General features: G+C 57.3%; 13 protein-coding genes and 2 pseudogenes. 6 read left to right on the top strand and 9 right to left on the bottom strand.

The genetic code is table 11. The annotated features are described in order from the left end of the window. A pseudogene (locus tag WBM93_RS05030) lies at nt 1-3,047 on the top strand (DNA-directed RNA polymerase subunit beta'); the annotation flags it as partial. 360 nt (nt 3,048-3,407) lie between these two features. On the opposite strand, the gene WBM93_RS05025 reads toward WBM93_RS05030, so the two are convergent. Both WBM93_RS05025 and WBM93_RS05020 read right to left on the bottom strand, forming a co-directional pair. Then, the gene (locus WBM93_RS05025) at nt 3,408-3,989 is read right to left on the bottom strand and encodes an FMN-dependent NADH-azoreductase (protein ID WP_424429007.1); all 582 of its coding nucleotides are present in this window, start codon (nt 3,987-3,989) and stop codon (nt 3,408-3,410) included. Nucleotides 3,990-4,080: 91 nt separating this feature from the next. Beyond that, nucleotides 4,081-4,797: a pirin family protein gene (locus WBM93_RS05020; RefSeq protein ID WP_424429004.1), complete on the bottom strand. Its 717-nt coding sequence runs from the start codon at nt 4,795-4,797 to the stop codon at nt 4,081-4,083. Between the two features lie 123 nt (nt 4,798-4,920). On the opposite strand from WBM93_RS05020, the gene WBM93_RS05015 reads away from it, so the two are divergent. The 3 genes from WBM93_RS05015 (at nt 4,921) to WBM93_RS05005 (ending at nt 7,750) form a co-directional block, all read left to right on the top strand. Continuing rightward, nucleotides 4,921-5,811 (top strand): LysR substrate-binding domain-containing protein, encoded by an 891-nt coding sequence (locus tag WBM93_RS05015; RefSeq protein ID WP_424429001.1) that lies wholly within the window; start codon nt 4,921-4,923, stop codon nt 5,809-5,811. A 232-nt stretch (nt 5,812-6,043) separates the two neighbouring features. After that, nucleotides 6,044-6,724 carry a LysE family translocator gene (locus WBM93_RS05010; RefSeq protein ID WP_424428998.1) on the top strand — a complete coding sequence of 227 codons (681 nt, stop codon included), beginning with the start codon at nt 6,044-6,046 and terminating at the stop codon, nt 6,722-6,724. Further along, entirely contained in the window at nt 6,725-7,750 is a 1,026-nt protein-coding gene (locus WBM93_RS05005; protein ID WP_424428995.1) for a M48 family metalloprotease, read from the top strand. Here WBM93_RS05005 and WBM93_RS05000 read toward each other — a convergent pair. From WBM93_RS05000 to WBM93_RS04975, 6 genes are all read right to left on the bottom strand, one after another. Then, on the bottom strand, nt 7,747-8,016 hold the full coding sequence (locus WBM93_RS05000) for a DUF6726 family protein (RefSeq protein WP_424428992.1): 270 nt from the start codon (nt 8,014-8,016) through the stop codon (nt 7,747-7,749). The genes WBM93_RS05005 and WBM93_RS05000 overlap by 4 nt on opposite strands. 63 nt (nt 8,017-8,079) lie before the next feature. Continuing rightward, nucleotides 8,080-8,949, bottom strand: a complete 870-nt coding sequence (locus WBM93_RS04995) for a UTP--glucose-1-phosphate uridylyltransferase (RefSeq protein ID WP_424428989.1) — start codon at nt 8,947-8,949, stop codon at nt 8,080-8,082. A gap of 9 nt (nt 8,950-8,958) precedes the next feature. Beyond that, complete coding sequence (gene msrA / locus WBM93_RS04990; protein WP_424428986.1) at nt 8,959-9,492, bottom strand: peptide-methionine (S)-S-oxide reductase MsrA; 534 nt, start codon at nt 9,490-9,492, stop codon at nt 8,959-8,961. Nucleotides 9,493-9,503: 11 nt separating this feature from the next. Next, nucleotides 9,504-12,581: an efflux RND transporter permease subunit gene (locus WBM93_RS04985; RefSeq protein WP_424428983.1), complete on the bottom strand. Its 3,078-nt coding sequence runs from the start codon at nt 12,579-12,581 to the stop codon at nt 9,504-9,506. 36 nt (nt 12,582-12,617) lie between these two features. Then, entirely contained in the window at nt 12,618-13,685 is a 1,068-nt protein-coding gene (locus WBM93_RS04980) for an efflux RND transporter periplasmic adaptor subunit (RefSeq protein WP_424428980.1), read from the bottom strand. A 192-nt stretch (nt 13,686-13,877) separates the two neighbouring features. Continuing rightward, on the bottom strand, nt 13,878-14,837 hold the full coding sequence (locus tag WBM93_RS04975; RefSeq protein WP_424428978.1) for an L-threonylcarbamoyladenylate synthase: 960 nt from the start codon (nt 14,835-14,837) through the stop codon (nt 13,878-13,880). A gap of 52 nt (nt 14,838-14,889) precedes the next feature. On the opposite strand from WBM93_RS04975, the gene WBM93_RS04970 reads away from it, so the two are divergent. Together WBM93_RS04970 and WBM93_RS04965 are read left to right on the top strand one after the other, a co-directional pair. Next, nucleotides 14,890-16,641, top strand: coding sequence for an acyl-CoA dehydrogenase (locus tag WBM93_RS04970; protein WP_424428976.1), 1,752 nt, complete (start codon nt 14,890-14,892; stop codon nt 16,639-16,641). Between the two features lie 2 nt (nt 16,642-16,643). Beyond that, nucleotides 16,644-17,474 carry an ATP-binding protein gene (locus WBM93_RS04965; RefSeq protein ID WP_424428974.1) on the top strand — a complete coding sequence of 277 codons (831 nt, stop codon included), beginning with the start codon at nt 16,644-16,646 and terminating at the stop codon, nt 17,472-17,474. 1 nt (nt 17,475) lies between these two features. Here the strand turns inward: WBM93_RS04965 and WBM93_RS04960 are convergent. Beyond that, nucleotides 17,476-18,831: pseudogene (locus tag WBM93_RS04960) on the bottom strand (PQQ-dependent sugar dehydrogenase). Between the last annotated feature and the right edge of the window lies 1 nt (nt 18,832).

Below are 18,832 nucleotides of genomic sequence, written 5' to 3'. Positions count from 1 at the left end.
CCCTCGAACTGTTCAAGCCATTCATCTACGCGCGCCTCGATGCCAAGGGTCTTTCGATGACGCTCAAGCAGGCCAAGAAATGGGTCGAAAAAGAGCGCAAGGAAGTCTGGGACATTCTCGAAGACGTGATCCGCGAGCATCCCGTGATGTTGAACCGCGCGCCTACGCTTCACCGTCTGGGTATCCAGGCGTTCGAACCGGTATTGATCGAAGGCAAGGCTATCCAGCTTCACCCGCTGGTCTGCTCCGCCTTCAACGCCGACTTTGACGGTGACCAAATGGCGGTCCACGTTCCACTGAGCCTCGAGGCCCAGCTGGAAGCCCGTGTCCTGATGATGTCGACCAACAACATCCTGTCACCAGCCAATGGCAAGCCGATCATCGTTCCTTCGCAGGATATGGTTCTCGGCATCTATTATCTGACAATGGATCGCAAAGGCGAGCCGGGCGAAGGCATGTTGCTCGCCGATATGGCCGAAGTGCATCAGGCACTGGAAATTGGCGCAGTGACCCTGCACTCCAAGATCACCACCCGGGTTCCGCAAACCGACGAGGACGGCAATCCGATTCTCAAGCGTTTCGAAACCACACCGGGCCGTTTGCTGATTGCGGAATGTCTGCCGAAATCGCACAAGGTACCGTTCGACATCGTCAACCGCTTGCTGACCAAGAAAGAAGTCGGCGACGTGATTGACCAAGTCTACCGTCACACCGGTCAGAAAGACACGGTCCTGTTCGCCGACGCGATCATGGGTCTTGGCTTCCGCCACGCTTGTCGCGCCGGTATTTCCTTCGGCAAGGATGACATGATCATTCCGGATTCGAAGGACAAGACGGTTGAAGCAACCCGTACGTTGGTTGCCGACTATGAGCAGCAATATCAGGATGGCCTGATCACCCAGCAGGAAAAATACAACAAGGTGATCGACGCCTGGTCCCGCTGTGGTGACACGGTTGCCAACGCGATGATGGACGAACTGGCTGCGACGCCGGAGGACGAAAACGGGCGCGAGCGTGAGATCAACGCGATCTACATGATGAGCCACTCCGGTGCGCGTGGTTCGCCAGCACAGATGAAACAGCTGGGCGGTATGCGCGGTCTGATGGCCAAACCTTCTGGCGAGATTATTGAAACACCAATCATCTCGAACTTTAAGGAAGGCCTGACGGTTCTCGAATATTTCAACTCCACCCACGGGGCTCGTAAGGGTCTTGCGGATACGGCGTTGAAAACGGCAAACTCGGGTTATCTGACTCGGCGTCTGGTTGACGTTTCGCAGGATTGCACGATCGTCGAAGAAGATTGCGGCACCGAAAATGCGCTGGAGATGAAAGCCATCGTCCAGGGCGGTTCGGTTATCGCATCGCTTGGCGAACGTATCCTGGGCCGGACCATGGCCGAAGATATTGTCGACAGCAAAGACGACAGCGTTGTGATCAAATCCGGCACGTTGCTGGACGAAGCGGCCATCGTGGTAATCGAAGAGCTCGGCATTCAGTCCGCGCGCATTCGTTCACCGCTGGTTTGCGAATCCAAAATGGGTGTCTGCGGCACCTGCTACGGTCGTGACCTTGCTCGCGGTACACCGGTGAATATCGGTGAAGCGGTTGGCGTTATCGCGGCACAGTCGATCGGTGAGCCGGGCACGCAGCTAACGATGCGGACTTTCCACATCGGCGGCGCAGCGCAGCTCAACGAGCAGTCCAATCTGGAATCGGTGGCAGAAGGCAAGGTCGAATATCGCGACATGCCGGTCATCGAAGACAAGAATGGCCGCTTCCTGTCGCTGGCGCGTAGCGGTGTGATCGCCGTGATCGACAATGACGGTCGCGAACGCTCTGCCGACAAGGTGCCTTATGGTACCAGCGTGCTGATCAAGGATGGTGCGAAGGTAAAACTCGGCGATCGTCTCGCCGAGTGGGATCCGTTCACCATGCCGATGATCACCGAAAAACCGGGTATCATCAAATATCAGGACGTCATCGAAGGCAAGACGATGACCGAACAGACCGATGAAGCCACCGGTATCGCACAGCGTGTGATCATGGAATATCGGGCCTCTGGCCGCGGCGCGAACAAGGAAGACCTTCGTCCGCGTATGACGTTGCTCGATGAAAACAGCGGCGAAACCGGTCGTTATATGCTCGCCAACGGTGCAACGCTTTCGGTCGAAGACGGTCAGAAAGTTGTCGCCGGCGACGTGCTGGCACGTGTTTCTCGCGAAGCCGCGAAAACCCGTGACATTACGGGTGGTCTGCCACGTGTGGCCGAACTGTTCGAAGCGCGTATTCCGAAGGACAATTCGATCATCGCGAAAATCGACGGACGGATTGAATTTGTTCGCGACTATAAAGCGAAGCGCAAGATCGCGATTGTTCCGGAAGAGGGCGAACCGGTCGAATATCTGGTGCCGAAGACCAAGGTCATCGACGTTCAGGAAGGCGATTTCGTCAAGAAGGGCGACAATCTGGTTTCCGGCTCTCCCGATCCGCATGATATCCTCGAAGTATTGGGTGTCGAGGCGCTGGCCGAATATCTCGTTTCGGAAATTCAGGAAGTCTATCGTCTGCAGGGCGTGAAAATCAACGACAAGCATATCGAGACGATCGTTCGTCAGATGTTGCAGAAAGTTGAAATCACCAACGGCGGCGACACGACGCTTCTTCCGGGCGAGCAGATCGATCTCGAAGAGATGCTGGAATATAACGCCAAGCTGACCAAAAAGCAGGAACCTGCTGCCGGCAAGCCAGTCCTCCTTGGTATTACCAAGGCGAGCTTGCAGACCCGCAGCTTCATCTCTGCCGCTTCTTTCCAGGAAACCACCCGGGTGCTTACCCAGGCGGCTGTCGAGGGCAAGAAGGATCAGCTGATCGGTCTCAAGGAAAATGTGATCGTTGGCCGTTTGATCCCGGCTGGTACCGGCGCGGGTATGAACCGTGCGCGTATCGCCGCAACCAGCCGCGATGCGGCACTCAGGGCGCAACAGCAGAAGATGCTTGACGCGATTCAGGCTGCAGCAGATCTGAAAGCCGCAGAAGTAGCCAAGGCTGCAGCTCCGGTTGAAGCAGAGCCAAGCGCCGACGACGTCTTTGCGGCACCAGCTGCGGAAGCCGAAACAGCGGTTACCGACGCACCGATCGAAGAATCTGAAGCGGCGGTTGCAGAAGCATTGATCGCTGCGGATAGCTCCGAAGAACAGCATGCTGCAGAATTGGCGCAAGGCGATGAAGCTGCAACGGGCGATTCACATATGGCCAAAACCATGGGTGAAGGCATCGAGGAAAGCGACACCGAAGCCGCTCAACCCGACGCAGACAAGAAAGAATAAACTTCCTCGTCTTGAACCGAATTTGAAAAAAAGCCCCGCTGGAGATGATCCAGCGGGGCTTTTTCGTGCGTGAATGCTCTAGATTTGGGCGAGTTTCGACAGGGCCTGTACCAGCGCCGTTTCACCCTTCATCATCTGCTGGTCAGCAGCAATGATGGTCACATCTTTGATGCCGATAAACCCGAGAACATGCTTTAGATAACCGGAAGCAAAGTCGATATCGCTACCGATTTGCGTGCCGCCCGAGGCCATCATCAGATAGGCTTTTTTGCCCTTGAGCAGGCCTTCCGGACCATCCGACGTATAGTGAAACGTCTTCCGCGCCCGGGCGATCAGATCAATCCATGCCTTCAGCGCGGCGGGAATATTGAAATTGTAGATCGGAACGCCGATCACCAATATGTCGGCGCCGACTATTTCCGCCACAAGTGAGTCGGACAAGGCGAGTTCGGTTTTTTGTTCATCGGTCCGGTTCGCCTCGTCGGTGAAATTGGCACCCACCCAATCTTCCGTCACAAATGGCAAGGCCTTGGTAAGGTCGCGGGTGACAATATTTTCCGGTGCCAGTTTCTCGATCAAGGCATCGGTTAATGTACGGGAAGATGATGCTGCTGTGCGCGCGCTGGCATCTACACGGAGTAAATTTTTGGCATGATTCATGAGCATTTCCTGTGTTCTGGATTTGTGTGAAAGAAATTGGAGGGTCGCCACGCGTAGAGGAAATAGGCGAGCGTCGCACTGGCAGTGGGTATCAGTTGCGGAACTCCCACGCTTCGACGAAGACGAATTCGGCGTCGTCGATGGCTTCGATTTGCAGCGACGAAACGTCCCGAATAGCCAGCGCATCGCGGGCAACGACAAGTTCGCCATTGACCCGGATATGACCGGCAGAACCGACCAGATAGATATGGGCACCATCGGCAATCTCGTGCTCGACAGTCGTTCCTTTGCTCAGCGTAGCGCCGTAGAGTCGCGCATCCGCGCCGATCATCAGCGCGCCGCTTTTGATGTCCTGTTCAAAGCCGCTGGCAAGAATTTCCAGCTGATCGGCGCGGTCGCCCTTGGGAAAGGATTTCGCATCCCAATGCGGAGCACCACCCGGAGCACGCGGTTCGATCCAGATCTGGAACAGGCGCACCCGCTCGTCCTCGAGATTATATTCGCTGTGCATCACGCCGCTGCCGGCGCTCATCACCTGGACATCGCCGGCCTCGGTCCGGCCTTCATTGCCCATATTGTCGCGATGGGTGATCGCTCCCTCGCGGACATAGGTGATTATTTCCATATCCTGATGGCCATGCATCGGAAATCCGGTTTTCGGGTTGATCTCGTCGTCATTCCACACCCGGATCGGGCCGAAACCCATACGGGCTGGATCCCAATATTTACCAAAGGAAAAATGATGACGGGCCTGCAGCCACTCGTGGTCAACATGGGCCAGGTCGCTGAATGCGCGTTTCTCGATCATGGTCTTGCTCCTGCAAAAGCGGTTCTTCCGCTCGTCTTGAACATTGGATAAGCGCTCCATTTTGTTTCTAAAATAGACAAGATAGAAATTGATTGTTTCCAATAGTTCACTAATACCGAGGTTATGAAACTGCCTGATTACGAAGCCTGGGCGATATTTGCAGCGGTGGCGCGGCGCGGCAGTTTCACCGCCGCGGCACAAGAACTGAATCTGTCGAAGCCGACGATTTCGAAGGCAATCACCCGGCTCGAGCGGAGCCTCGGTACTGTCCTGTTTCACCGGACCTCGAGAAAAATATCGCTATCCACGGCCGGCCGTTCGCTGCTGCCCCATGCCCGGCAAATCGCTTATGATGGAGAGGCGGCGATGGCGGCGGCACGGGACACCACCCACTTGCTTCGCGGGCAGGTGCGGATAGCGGCCCCGCTCAGTTACGGCATTTCCCATCTCGCGCCGGTGATCGCGGATTTCATGAACCAATATCCGGAAATCGCTATCGATGTGCAGCTCAGCGACGCCAGAATCGATCTGGTGGAAGAAGGTTTTGATCTTGCGGTCAGGATAGCGGCGCTTCCCGACAGCAGCCTGCGCGCGATCAAATTGCGTCCGATAGAGCGCTATTTCGTGACATCGCCGGCCTATATCGAACGGCGCGGCGAGCCAGATCACCCATCACAGCTCGGCGAACACGACTGCTTCATATATTCCAATCTGCCCACACCGGAAGTCTGGCATCTGACCGGCCTCGACGGGAAAAAGGTCAGCGTTCAGCCGAAATGCCGCCTGCGCACAAATAACGGCACTCTGGAGCTCGCGTCGCTGATCGCCGGGCACGGCATCAGCAATCTTCCCGATTTTCTCTGCGCGAACGACGTCAAAGACGGACGTCTGGTGACCATCCTCGACGACTGGCATTTCGAACCGATCGATCTCAATATCGTCATGCCTCCCTCCGCATTGCGTCCCGCTCGTGTTAACGCACTGATAGATCATCTGCGGGACAATTTGCGCTGAGCCAGGCAGAACGAAGGCGCCATCATTTTGCTGTCCTACAGCGAATGAATTTTGTAGTTTCCCCGTTTGACCAATGAGACGGTGAACTGACCTGATGGCACAAGACTGTTTTCAATTCGATATTTTATGTGCGCCAGAGCGCGTGATTGACGCAGAAATCGAAGGCGGAGAATTTTTTGCTCTTACACTGTAAAGTTTGTAAAGTTCGTCAGCAGAACAGGCCCGAATATTAATGCCGCTCGAAACCATTTTTCTTTTTGTGATCGCCGACTTGATGTTTTGCCTCACCCCGGGACCGGCAACCATGGTGACCGTCAGCCATGCTCTGCCACTCGGCCCGACAGGAGGAATGCGCGGTGCGCTGGGACCGATCGTGGGTGTGAATATCGGAAATTTTATCTGGTACGCGCTCACCGCCTTCGGACTGATAGCACTGATCGAGGCGGTTCCGGCCATCTATGCCGTGCTACGCTGGATCGGCGTCGCCTATCTGGCGTGGATGGGCATTCGGATGTTCCGTGTCGGGTCCGGCGCGCTTGCCGATCAATCGGCCAATAGTGCAAGCTTCAAAAAGGGTTTTCTCAATGGTTTGGCGGTGCACATGTCCAACCCCAAGGCATTGCTTTTCTATGTAGCGTTCATCCCGCCATTCATCGATCCCTCGGGAAATCTGATGCTGCAGTTCGCGATACTGGCTGGTCTGACCGTGTTCACCGAAACAACCGGCCTCACATTTTACGCCGCGATCGCCTCAAAGGCACGCAATCTGGGTGATGCTGATCAGGCGCAACCGGTGTTTCAAAAGATTGCGGCGGTTGTCCTGATCGGCGCAGCGCTGATATTGGCCTGGTGGAATCTCTCAGACGGCGCGGCGCAGACCGCGTTCAACATGCCGAAAGGCGAATTGGGTTAAATGGCCTTTATGATCCGTACATGCTTCTCCCTTGCGGCTTTGATTGTCGCCATGCCGCTGTCCGCGCAACAGGCTCCCGATGCCGGGTTCGATGCCGAAACCATATTGGCGCTAAAGGGCCTGCAATTGCTCGACCATCGCATGAATGCGATCGGATACCGGCTGGTCAAAGATAACACGCCCTATTGCGATCAGAAAACTGCCACGACCGGTCTGCTCCTGAACGATGTCGCCCAATATGAGGACCTGGATACAGCGCGTTTCGCGCTAGGATTTGATGGCTCGATAGGGATCACTGCGGTGGCTCCGGACAGCCCGGCCGAAACTGCAAAATTGTCACCGGGCGATACCCTTCGAGCGATCAACAATATGCCAATCGATGAAATTATGGGCGATGATGCGCAATTGTCCCGCGAGCAACCCGTCTATCGCAGGATTGCGGCGATCAATCGGGTGCTGGAACAGGCGTTGGAGGAGAGCAGTGTCCAGTTGACCATCTCCCGAGACGGCATCAGCCATATTATCCCGGTCGAACCAATTCTAACATGTTCAGGCCAATTCCAGATCCGGGTCAGTGCAGACAGAAATGCCAGCGCCGACGGCACGCTGGTCAGTGTCTCATCGCGCCTCGCCGAATATTTTCTGGACGATGATGAATTTGCCGCGGTTGTTGCCCATGAACTGGCGCATAATCTGCTGAAACACCGCGAGCGTCTCGATGCAGTAAGCGCCAATCGCGGATTTTTCGGGCAGCTTGGCAAGAGCGCGGGGAAAATCAAGGCCGCCGAGATTGAAGCGGACCGGCTGTCGGTCTGGCTGATGGCCAATGCCGGCTACGATCCGGCTGCGGCGATCCGCTTCTGGACCCGCTACGGCAAGCAACATGGCAAAGGCATATTCTCTGCCTCGACCCATTATCGCTGGAAAAAGCGAGTGCGGTTGTTCGAAGAGGAGATAGCGAAAATGGCGGAAATTGAACCGGTCGATGGCAAGTTTGCGCCGCCGCTGCTGGCAGCGAGTGACTAATCGTCGCGAAAATGCGATTTACACACGTTTCGCTCGAATTTGTCCTCGGCCCGGTCAAGACAGGCTTCCAGTCCTGCCTTGCGTTCGGCCAGCACTTTGCGGCCCAGGTCTTCTTCCTTTTCGGATTGGGTCTGGGTGGTTGCGTCGACGGCCGTCTCGACGACAGTTCCTGCGGCCCGGAACGGCGCGGTGATGATCGTGCTCGCGACGCAGCCGGACAATATCAAGGGGATGAAAGCCGCGAACAAGATTGAAAATGCGCGCATGATATACTCCTCAGCTGCTTTGTGCAGGCCAGATGATGAAGTCGCGATGAATGCCGGAACGGTTCATGACTCGGCCAGCAGCTTCTCGGCCATGGTCCGGATATCGCTGCCAATTTCCGGATGGACCAGAGCCAGAGCCAGATTGGCTTCGACATAGCCCAGTTTCGATCCGCAATCATAGCGCTTGCCGTCAAAGGTCATGCCATGAAACGGCTGTTTGCCGATCATCTGCGCCATGGCATCGGTCAGCTGAATTTCTCCACCGGCCCCGGCTTCCTGCGTTTCCAGGATCCGCATCACTTCGGGCTGCAATATATAGCGACCCGGCAGGATCAGGTTGGATGGCGCCGTTCCCGCCGCCGGTTTCTCGACCAGCCCTTTGACCTCGGTGATCGGCCCGTCCCGTTTGCCGGGATCGATCACCCCATAGGAAGGCGTGTCCTCGATCGGAATCTCCAGCGCACAGACAATATTGCCGCCCAGCTTTTCATAAGCGCTGACCATCTGCTTCATGCACCCCGGAGAACCGACCATGAACTCGTCAGGCAGGAAAATCGCGAACGGCTCGTCGCCGATAATATCCCGCGCGCACCAGATGGCATGGCCCAGACCCAATGGTTCCTGTTGCCGCACAAAAACACAGTCGCCCGGCCTGAGGCGGGTTCCATCGAGATCCGACCGGTCCTTCGATCGATCCGCCATGGTCCGCTCCAGCTCGTAGGCCATGTCGAAATGGTCCTCGATCATGCCCTTGCCGCGGCCGTTGACGAAGATCATCTGTTCGATTCCGGCCTCCAGCGCTTCATCAACGGCATATTGGAGAAGCGGCCGGTCGACGATCGGGAAAAGCTCCTTGGGCATGACCTTGGTTGCCGGCAGGAAACGGGTCCCCATACCCGCTACGGGAAAGACGGCTTTTCTGATCGGTTTCATTGGTCTGGCCTAGTCCTTCAGCTTGTCAGCGAAACTGGTCCGCAGTTTCTGCAATTTGGGCGGGATGGTGGCCACGCAATAAGGATTGCCGCGACCTTCGTCCGCCCAATATTGTTGATGATAATCCTCCGATACATACCAGCGCGCGGGTCCTTCTATGGTCGTCACAACCGGTTCGGAACGCCCCTCTCCGGCACGCACGACGCCGGCTTCCGCTTCGGCGCGCTGTTCATCGTCCAGCGGGAAGATCGCCGACCGGTATTGGGTTCCAATGTCATTGCCCTGACGATTGAGCTGGGTCGGGTCGTGGGTCGCGAAGAAAATATCGAGCAGGTCGGAATAGCTCACCACCGCATCGTCAAATCTGACCTTGATCGCTTCAGCATGGCCGGTCGTACCCGAACACACCTCGCGGTAGCTTGGATCCGGCCGCTCGCCCCCGATATAGCCGCTCTCGACGGAACTTACCCCGGCAATGTCATTGAACACTGCTTCGGTGCACCAAAAACACCCACCGGCAAAAATGGCGTCCTGCTCTGCCATATCAACTCCTTTTACGCGGGGGCAGCTTCACCCTCGACAATTACGTTCTTTCGCTCTTCGTCGCGTCGAACGACCAGAAGATACATGGCGGGTGTCACCACGCGAGACAAGAGGGTCGAACTGATCAGTCCCCCGATGATGATAACGGCCAGCGGCGCATATAGCGCCCCGCCCCAGAAAGCGAGCGGGGTAAGAGCACCGATTGCGGTCACCGATGTAAGCAGTACCGGAAGAAAACGGACCTCTCCGGCCTTTTCTATCGCTTCGCGTAACCCCATGCCCTGCTCCCGCAGCTGGGTGGTGAAGTCGACCAGCAATATCGAGTTTTTGATTTCAATCCCGATCAGCGCGATAAACCCGATAATCGCCATAACACTGAGCGAATTCCCGGTGACGAAAAGCGCGATGATACCACCAAATGTCCCCAGAGGGATAACACCTGCGACGACAATCGTTTCCCGGAACCGTCGAAACTCGGCCACCAGAACCGCCAGAATCAACATGATTGCGGTAATGATCAACGGTCCAAAATCGCCAAATGTCTCTCCAATGGCTTCCGACTCCCCGCCGATCGACCATTTATAGCCTTCGGGAAAATCGATCTGCTCCAGCTTCTCGACGGCGCGATTGTTGACTGTCGAGGGGACCTCGCCAAAGTCGACCTGAGCCGTGACCAGCACGGTTCGCTGCAACTGGTAGCGCTGGATTTGCGGGGTTACATTGGTGAGTTGGGGATTGGTTATCTGGGACAGCGCCACGGGATCACCGGAGCGCGTAGCCACATAGACCTTGTCCAGCACCGATATCGGCAGATTGCCCTCGAACGGATAGCGAACGGTCACCGGATAATTGTCACCTTCCTGATCCCGGAAAGATGCCGCCTTTTCGCCGCTGATCGCCAGCCGAATGGCGCGGCGCGGTTCGCCCGACGGAATATCGAGCAGCGCCGCTTTCTTTTCATCCAGACCAATATCGAGATCGATCTTGTCCGTATCCACGGGGTTCACGATATCGCGAGCGCCAGGGGTCTCTCGCAGCACATCGGCAACCTTGCCGGACAGTTCCTTTAACTTGTCCAGTTCCGGTCCGGCCACCCGGATGACGATCGGCGCTTCCACCGGCGTCCCGTTCTGGAAAAGCTCGATTTTCACACGGGCGCCGGCGATTTGATCCAATTTTTCACGCAACCTGTCGATCATCTTTGGACCTTCGCGAGTGTCCCATTCCTCCATCACGGCCAGCACTTCGCCATAGTTTGTCCGCTCTGCTCTGGGTCCGACATTGTAAAAAACCTGCGGATTACCGTTGCCGATATTTTCCGCCCGGACGATTATGTCGGGTTCGGTTTTCAGAATCTTTGTGACTTCGGCGACGATGCGATCGGTACGATCAAGACTGCTGCCCTGTTCCGCTTCGACCGAGACCCGGAAATAGGGGGCATCGGCAAAGGGGAAAAGCGAAAAGCCCAATACGGGAACCAGTGCGAACGCCGAAAGACACAAGGCCATGGCCAGAACCACCGTCTTGACCGGCGCGCCCAAGGCTATGTGCAAAAACGGCCGGTAGAATCTCTGGATTTTGTCGTTCACCCAGCGCAGTGCCGGATTGCCTTCCGGATTTTCGTCCCGCCGCAACATGCGACTGGCGAGAAACGGAATAACCGATAAGGAAATCACCAGCGAGGCAATCACTGTCGCGATAATTGCGATGAAGAATGACCTGGTATAGGAACCGGCACCACCGGGAAGAAATAGCAAAGGTACAAAAGCCAGCACCAGAACAGCAGTCGAACCGATAACCGCCGCACGGATTTCCAGACTGGCCTCGATCGCCGCCTGCGTGCGCGTCTTGCCCATTCGCAGATGCCGGGCGATATTTTCTGTCACTACGATACTGTCGTCAACCAGCAACCCGAGCGAAACAATGAAACCGGCAATGGAGAGCTGGCTGAGATTATATCCCATCGCGTAAAGCACCAACAGGCCGGATGCGAGCGAGAGCGGGATCGAGATCATGACAATCGCCGACGACCGCAAGCCAAGCGGAAGCAGTGTGAATATGACCAGGGCGATGGCAATCGTGAAGTCGCGGGTCAATTCGTTCAATCGCCGTTTCACGTCGCGGCTCTGGTCGAACTGCATGACCAGCTTTATGTCAGGCGGCAAAATCGAACGCATCCGTTCCAGTTCGATATCAAGCTCGTTTTTCAGGCGGGTAACATCGACACCGTCTTTCTGGGTCACCGTAAGAAACACGGCGCGCTGACCGTTATGCCGGGTCCGGTATATCTGTTCCTCCGCGCCCCAGCCGACGTTCGCGACATCGCCAACAGTTAAAAGCGACCCGTCCGATGCCCGCAGCGGCAATCCGCGAATCGCATCCAGATCGCGAAATGCACCACCCGCTTCGACATTCAGCCTTCGCTCGCCGCTTTGCACGGCACCGCCAGGCAGGTCGGCGCCTCCCTGGCGAACGGCATCGGCTATCGCGCTAGCGGGGACCCGCAGTTCTGAAAGTCGATCAGGATTGACGGATATGCTGACTTCCGGGCGCGGAAGCCCGAAGGTCCGGGATTCGCGGGTGCCGGGATTGCGGGTGAACACGTCCACCATATCTTCGGCATATTTTTCCATCCGCCGCCACGAAGCGGTTTCGCTAATCAAAGCCACCTGCATGACCGCCGCTTCGGTGGTCCGGATCTTGCGATATTCGAGCCGCTGCAATTCGTCGGGAAGCTGATCGCGGATCGCGGATACCGCGCGCACGACATCATCGAAATAACCGTCAACATCGCCCGACCACTCGCTGAACTCGACATTGATGACGGTTCCGCCATCCGTGCTTGTCGATTGCACCTCTACGATATCATCCAGACCCTGCAGGACATCTTCAATCGGCTTGGCGACCGTCTCTTCCATTTCCTGCGCATCGGCGCCGGGCTGGATCGCAATGATGTTGACCGCGGGAATGGGAAAATGGGCGTCGACGGCCTTGGGAATATTGACCAGCGCGCTGATGCCCAGCACAACGAGCAGGATGAACAGGACCAGGCTGAGTTGCCAACGGGAGATGACGAACCGGGCTAGCATATCAGGCCGGATGGTCCTTCTGGTCCAGCACAGCAGTCACGTCGGGGTCCGTATGGGTTTGATCAAGTCGCCATCCCGCAGCTTCTCGACGCCGCGAGTCACGATGACTTCGCCTTCCTTCAAGCCAGCGAGGATTTCAAGATTCTTGTCGGTCAACTTTCCAATATCGACATTGCGTTGTTTCACCCGGTTCTTGGCATCGACCACAAACACCAGGCCTTCTCCGGTACGGACGCCGAATATTGCATTGGCTGGAACGACAAAAGTGGACGACGAATTTCGCGACACTGCAATTTCGACCTTACCCAACTGGCCGGAACGCAATCGGCCATTGCCAGGCAGCAGGAAGCTCACTTCGAACGTACCGGTCCGTTCGTCCGCGCGCGCGTCTTTCTCGCTGATCACCGCGTCGATCGGCAGGTCCGAAATGGCAGAAATCAAGACTTTCGCAGGCATGCCGACGCGCACACGAGCGGCGTCGGAATCGGTCATCGGAACGCGCAGCACAAAGCCTTTGTCAATTTCTCCTAGCACCAGCGCGGTCGTACCGGCCGCGACAATTTGTCCCGCGTCGATGTTGCGGGTGAGGATGATTCCATTGCCCGGCGCACGAATGGATGCGGTTCGGCTGGCAAATTCCGTAGACCGGATCCGTGCCCGCGCTGCGCGCGCTGCCGCCTCTGATTGTTCGAGCCTGGCTTTGGTTACCCAACCATCCTTGAACAATTTTTCGATACGGCCAAGCTCTGCTTCGGCAAGATCCCGTTCTGCCCGCGCTGCACTCAGATCGGCGGCGACATTGCTGTTATCCAGAGCGGCGAGAATCGCGCCGCGCTTCACCTGGTCACCTTCTTCAAAACCGACCGAAACGACTTTGCCACCGGTGGTGAAGCCCAGTGATGTTTCCCTGCGCAAGCGGACAGTACCGGCGGCGACAATCAATTCGTTCTCGCTGGCCGGTTGAACCGTTGTCACGGCTGCCGGAATGGGGCCATTGGATTGCGGCTTTTCTGCCTGTTCGCCAACGCCACATCCGGTCAAAAAAACCAGACCGACGAAAATCGATATTATCGTTCTGCCAAGCGCCATATCGCGAACTACCACCCCTTTTCAATTCTTCTTAGGTCGCTATCCAGCCTTGACCAATAAAAAATTGCGAAATGAAACCAAAAAGGGCTGGATTGTCAAACCCTGGCCCCTTGGTGTGTTATTATTGAGTCAGTATCGGCGTACTGTTTCGAAGATCTCCCGATCGGAGTCCTCAAAACAATACTAGTACATCCGGCAAGCGAAATATCAGCTGCCCGCCGCTGCCCGCCGGAGGCGATCATTCAACGCGATACCGATATCGTCTTCCGGAACCGGAGCAACGGCAATTCTTGTCTTTTCGCTTGCGTCTGCATCGTGCAGCGCGGCAAACAATAGGCTGGCGGCTTCTGCAAGATCGGAATGCAGCGACAAGCTGATATCCCCCGCGACAGGTCCAAAACCGATATGATATTCATCCGCGTCGGCGGTCAGTGCATCGAGCCGAAGCGGTTTGGACGGTGCATAATGCGACCCCAGTTGCCCGGGTGCTTCGATTTGCCCGGTGTCGGCTACAACGGGCGATGTCCCGGCGATTTTCTCCAGCTGCGCCTGCGTCACCGGACCGGGCCGCAATATCCGGTAATTTCCGTCATCAACCGCAATTATTGTGGACTCGATTCCGGTTTCACACGGACCGCCATCCAGAACGAGCGGCGTCTCCCCGCCCAGACTGCGCGCAACATGATCCGCCGTAGTCGGGCTGATCCCGCCGCTGCGGTTGGCCGAAGGAGCCGCGAGAAAGAGGCCCGATTCCTTCAGCAATTCGCGCATCACCGGATGCGCGGGACACCGCAGGGCGATGGTAGGCAGTCCAGCAGTTACAGCGGCGGCGACCGGGCAATTTTCGGATTTGGGAACGACAATCGTCAATGGACCAGGCCAGAGAGTCCCGGCGAACCGGATCGCGAGATCGCCGAACTGGCCCAGTTTCCTGGCCGCATCCATATCCGGTACATGAACGATCAGCGGATTGAAGTCGGGGCGACCCTTGGTCCGATAAATCTGCGCCACTGCTGAAGCATTGGTCGAATCGGCAGCGAGTCCATAGACGGTCTCGGTCGGCACAGCGACCAGCCCGCCCTCGCGCAAGCGCACCACCGCCTCGCCAATTGTCGCGGTGCCGTAGCGGCGCGCATCCCCGCCAATATGATCATTTGAGCCAGACATGACCCTGCGCTATAGCCCAGCGGAAATTCAGGCAACAACGGATAACATATTCATGAGTTTTACAGCCCCCGGTCGCGAACAGAATTTTGTCCTCAAACATATCGCCGGCATTGGCGAACTGGCTGGCCATGATCGCTTTGCCGGAGCGAGCGACGATATGGTCGAGGCGATCGTGGAAGGGATCGGTCAATTTGCCGCGGGCGAGTTTGCACCGCTCAACCGGATCGGCGACACCGTCGGCGCGCGGTGGAATAACGGCAAGGTCACGATGCCCGAAGGGTTCAAGCAAGCCTATACACAATTTGTCGAAGGTGGCTGGGCGTCGATCGACGGGCCGGAAGAGTTTGGCGGACAGGGCCTGCCCTATTCGCTATCGGCGCTGATTCTGGAGACCTGTGGCGCGGCCAATTTTGCCTTCACCCTGTGTCCCATGCTCAGCTTTGGCGCGATCGAGGCGATTCACGTCCACGGAACCGAAGCACAAAAGACACAATATCTGCCCAATCTGATTTCCGGCGCATGGACCGGAACGATGAACCTGACCGAACCCCAGGCCGGGTCCGATGTCGGCGCGTTGCGCTCGACAGCGGAACCGATTGCCGATGGCGAACATGCCGGGAAATACCGGATCAAGGGTCAGAAAATCTACATCACCTTCGGCGAACATGACCTGACCGACAATATCATCCATCTGGTACTCGCCCGGACGCCCGACGCACCCGAGGGAACCCGGGGGATTTCGCTGTTCATCGTCCCCAAATTTCATCTCGATACCGACGGCAAGGCCGGCGCGCCCAATGATGTGACCTGCGTCTCCATCGAACATAAGATCGGCATTCACGCTTCGCCGACCTGCGTCATGGCTTACGGCGAACAGGGTGACTGTATCGGCGAGATGATCGGCGGCGAATATGGCGGCATGAAAGCGATGTTCACGATGATGAATAATGCCCGCATCAACGTCGGCTCGCAAGGTGTGCAGATCGCCGAGCGGGCGACCCAGCAGGCCAGCCAGTTCGCTGCAGAACGGATCCAGTCTGCCCGCGCCGGTAGCGGCAACAAGGCACCGGTCGCGATCATCGAACATCCCGATGTCCGGCGCATGTTGCTGCGGTCCAAGGCCCTGACCCAAGCCGCACGGGCGCTACTCTATTATGCAACGTCGAGCGTCGACCGCGCCACTTTGGGCATCGAAGGCGCCAAGGCACGCGCCGAGATCCTCACCCCGCTGATCAAGGGCTATGGCACCGACATCGGCAATGAAGTGGCCTCGCTCGGAGTCCAGGTCCACGGCGGGATGGGCTTCATCGAGGAAACCGGCGCCGGCCAGCATTTCCGAGACGCCCGCATCGCACCAATTTATGAGGGAACCAACGGAATCCAGGCCGCCGATCTGGTCGGCCGCAAACTGGGCCTCGATGGCGGCGAGGCGATGACCGCGTTGATCGCTGAAATCCGGTCCGAGGCTCAAGATGACCAGAACCTGTTGGCGCTGGCGCACGCCTGCGAAGATATCCGGCAGTGGATGGCAAGCGGCGAGGCCTCGATCGATGACCGGCTGGCAGGCAGCTATGCGTTCATGACGATGCTGGCGACCGCGACCTGCGGGATGCTGATGAAGAAACAGCTCCGGATCGCGTTAGCCGAACTGGCCGGAGGCGATGATCCATTCCTCAAAGCGAAGCTGGTGACGACCCGCTATTATCTCGATCATCTCGTCCCGGAAGCCATGGGTCTCAAGGCCGCTGCGATGGGCGGAGCCGATATTCTCTATAGCCTGAGCAGCGCGGAACTGGCCGGCTGATCGTGGCGGACGAGGGCAAGAATGACGACCTGAAACGCATCGCCGATGCGCTGGAACGGCTTGCCCCGCCTCCGCCCACGCCGGTCGACCTGGCTTCGGGAGACGCCTTTTACTGGGATGCCGCTGGTGCCAAAGCGATCGATCCGTTCGAGCCGATCGATTTCGATCTGCTCACCGGCATTGATCTGCAAAAAGCGCGCTTGCTGGACAATACGAAACGCCACGCCAGCGGCCATGCCGCTCATGATGTGCTGCTCTGGGGTTCACGAGGAATGGGAAAATCGGCACTCGCCAAGTCCGTGGTCAGGGCGTTGCAGGCACAAGGCGAGGATATTGCGCTGGTCGAGACGGCATCGGACCATCTCGAAAAACTGCCCGCTCTGTTTGAAATTCTCGCCCGTGAAAAACGCCGTTTCATATTGTTCATTGATGATATCGGATTTGCCGAGGGCAGCAGCGAACCGCGCATGCTCCGCTCGATGCTCGAGGGCGGCGCGAGTGAGCGGCCGGCCAATGTCCGGCTTTATGTCACGTCCAACCGTCGCCATATCGTTCCGCGCCAGATGAGCGAGCAGGATGACCCGATCAACCCGCGCGATGCCGTGGATGACCAACTCGCTCTGTCCGATCGTTTCGGCTTGCGGCTGGGCTTTCATGCCGCGTCACAAGTTGACTATCTGGCAATCATCGCAAGATATGCCGAGGCCCATGGTCTCGCCTTCGAGAGCGAAGATGCGCTACTATGGTCGAAACAACGGGGCAGCCGGTCAGGCCGGGTGGCGTGGCAATATATTGTCGAACTGGCCGGACGCGCAGGAAAGTCTCTGGCTTAGGTTATTTCTTTGTCGCCGGATCGGCTTTTGCAGCATCCTTGCGGGACACCCGCCAGATAATCCCGCCGACATCGTCGCTAACCAGCAAGGCACCGGTCTGGTCAAAGGAAACCATAGCCGGGCGGCCCCGCGCCGCATCTTCCTTGTCGGTAAACCCGCTCAGGATCGTAACCGGCTTGCCCTCGGGTTCGCCGCGCTGGTTGAAGTTGACATAGATCACATCATAGCCGGACAGGGGCTGACGATTCCACGAGCCATGGCGCGCGATCACTGCACCGGTTGCAAAGGGTTTGCCGAGCGCCTGACCATGCGAGAATGCGAGACCGAGCGGCGCGACATGCGCACCCAGTCCATAATCCGGTCGCCGCTCATATTGGCGGTGATCGAGATTCTTCTCGACCCGCGGATCGACATAACCGCCCCAGAAATGCCACGGCCAGCCATAATGCGCTCCCCAGCGGACCTCGGTGAGATAGTCGGGCACCATGTCACTGCCGAGCATATCGCGCTCGTTGACCACGGTGTAGAATTTGTCGGTACCTGGAAGATAGGCCATCCCCACCGGATTGCGCAGACCGGCGGCATAAATGGCCTTCTTGTTGGTCGCGAGTTCGACCTGCAAGATGGACGCGCGCTGCTTTTCGGTATCCATGCCGTTTTCGCCGATATTGCTGTTCGAGCCGACCGAGATATAGAGATATTTCCCGTCCTTGCTGGCGAGCAGACCGCGGGTCCAGTGGTTATTCGGTGCTTTCGCATTCAAATTGGCAACCTTGCGGCCTTCGGCGGTAATTTTGGTGTCGCCCTCAACATAGGGATAGGCGTAAACCGCATCGGTATTGGCAATGTAGAGCGTGTCGTCGATCAGCTCCATGCCGAACGGCGAGTTGAGATTTTCGAGAAATGTGAATCGCTCGTCGACCTGACCATCCTTGTCGCTGTCGCGCAGCAGGCTGATCCGGTTCGCCGATTCGGTGCCCGCGCCGGCCTTGCTCATCAGGTTGCGCATGACTCAGCCTTCGATACCCTTGTTGGTTCGCGGCGGACTGTTGGTTTCGGCGACCAGAAGATCGCCATTGGGCAAGCGGAACATGCTCCGCGGATGATCCAGGCCTTCGGCGAAGCGTTCAACCGTGAAGCCCTCGGCGGCAACCGGGCCTTCGCCTTCACCCCAGGGCTTGGCTTCGGCAATATTGATCGTAGGAAATTTTTCCGAACGGACATCGGTCAGCGTCGGCTCAACCCCTGTCGTTGCATCCAGTGGCAAGCGCGCCGTGTCGCCGCGGGTAAAATAATATCCTGCACCCACGCCTAGGATGATGAGCAGAATCGCGATATTTCTTATATGTTTCAACATG

Source organism: Parasphingorhabdus sp., assembly GCF_049667325.1.
Taxonomy (GTDB): Bacteria; Pseudomonadota; Alphaproteobacteria; order Sphingomonadales; family Sphingomonadaceae; genus Parasphingorhabdus.
Note: the sequence above shows the minus strand (reverse complement) of the source record. Positions and strands in the feature narration are given on the sequence as shown.

What these genes read in the sequence shown, in the direction of transcription:
- WBM93_RS05025 (WP_424429007.1), bottom strand. Translation starts at nt 3,989, where the DNA reads ATGAATCATGCCAAAAATTTACTCCGTGTAGATGCCAGCGCGCGCACA.
- WBM93_RS05020 (WP_424429004.1), bottom strand. Translation starts at nt 4,797, where the DNA reads ATGATCGAGAAACGCGCATTCAGCGACCTGGCCCATGTTGACCACGAG.
- WBM93_RS05015 (WP_424429001.1), top strand. Translation starts at nt 4,921, where the DNA reads ATGAAACTGCCTGATTACGAAGCCTGGGCGATATTTGCAGCGGTGGCG.
- WBM93_RS05010 (WP_424428998.1), top strand. Translation starts at nt 6,044, where the DNA reads ATGCCGCTCGAAACCATTTTTCTTTTTGTGATCGCCGACTTGATGTTT.
- WBM93_RS05005 (WP_424428995.1), top strand. Translation starts at nt 6,725, where the DNA reads ATGGCCTTTATGATCCGTACATGCTTCTCCCTTGCGGCTTTGATTGTC.
- WBM93_RS05000 (WP_424428992.1), bottom strand. Translation starts at nt 8,016, where the DNA reads ATGCGCGCATTTTCAATCTTGTTCGCGGCTTTCATCCCCTTGATATTG.
- WBM93_RS04995 (WP_424428989.1), bottom strand. Translation starts at nt 8,949, where the DNA reads ATGAAACCGATCAGAAAAGCCGTCTTTCCCGTAGCGGGTATGGGGACC.
- msrA (WP_424428986.1), bottom strand. Translation starts at nt 9,492, where the DNA reads ATGGCAGAGCAGGACGCCATTTTTGCCGGTGGGTGTTTTTGGTGCACC.
- WBM93_RS04985 (WP_424428983.1), bottom strand. Translation starts at nt 12,581, where the DNA reads ATGCTAGCCCGGTTCGTCATCTCCCGTTGGCAACTCAGCCTGGTCCTG.
- WBM93_RS04975 (WP_424428978.1), bottom strand. Translation starts at nt 14,837, where the DNA reads ATGTCTGGCTCAAATGATCATATTGGCGGGGATGCGCGCCGCTACGGC.
- WBM93_RS04970 (WP_424428976.1), top strand. Translation starts at nt 14,890, where the DNA reads ATGAGTTTTACAGCCCCCGGTCGCGAACAGAATTTTGTCCTCAAACAT.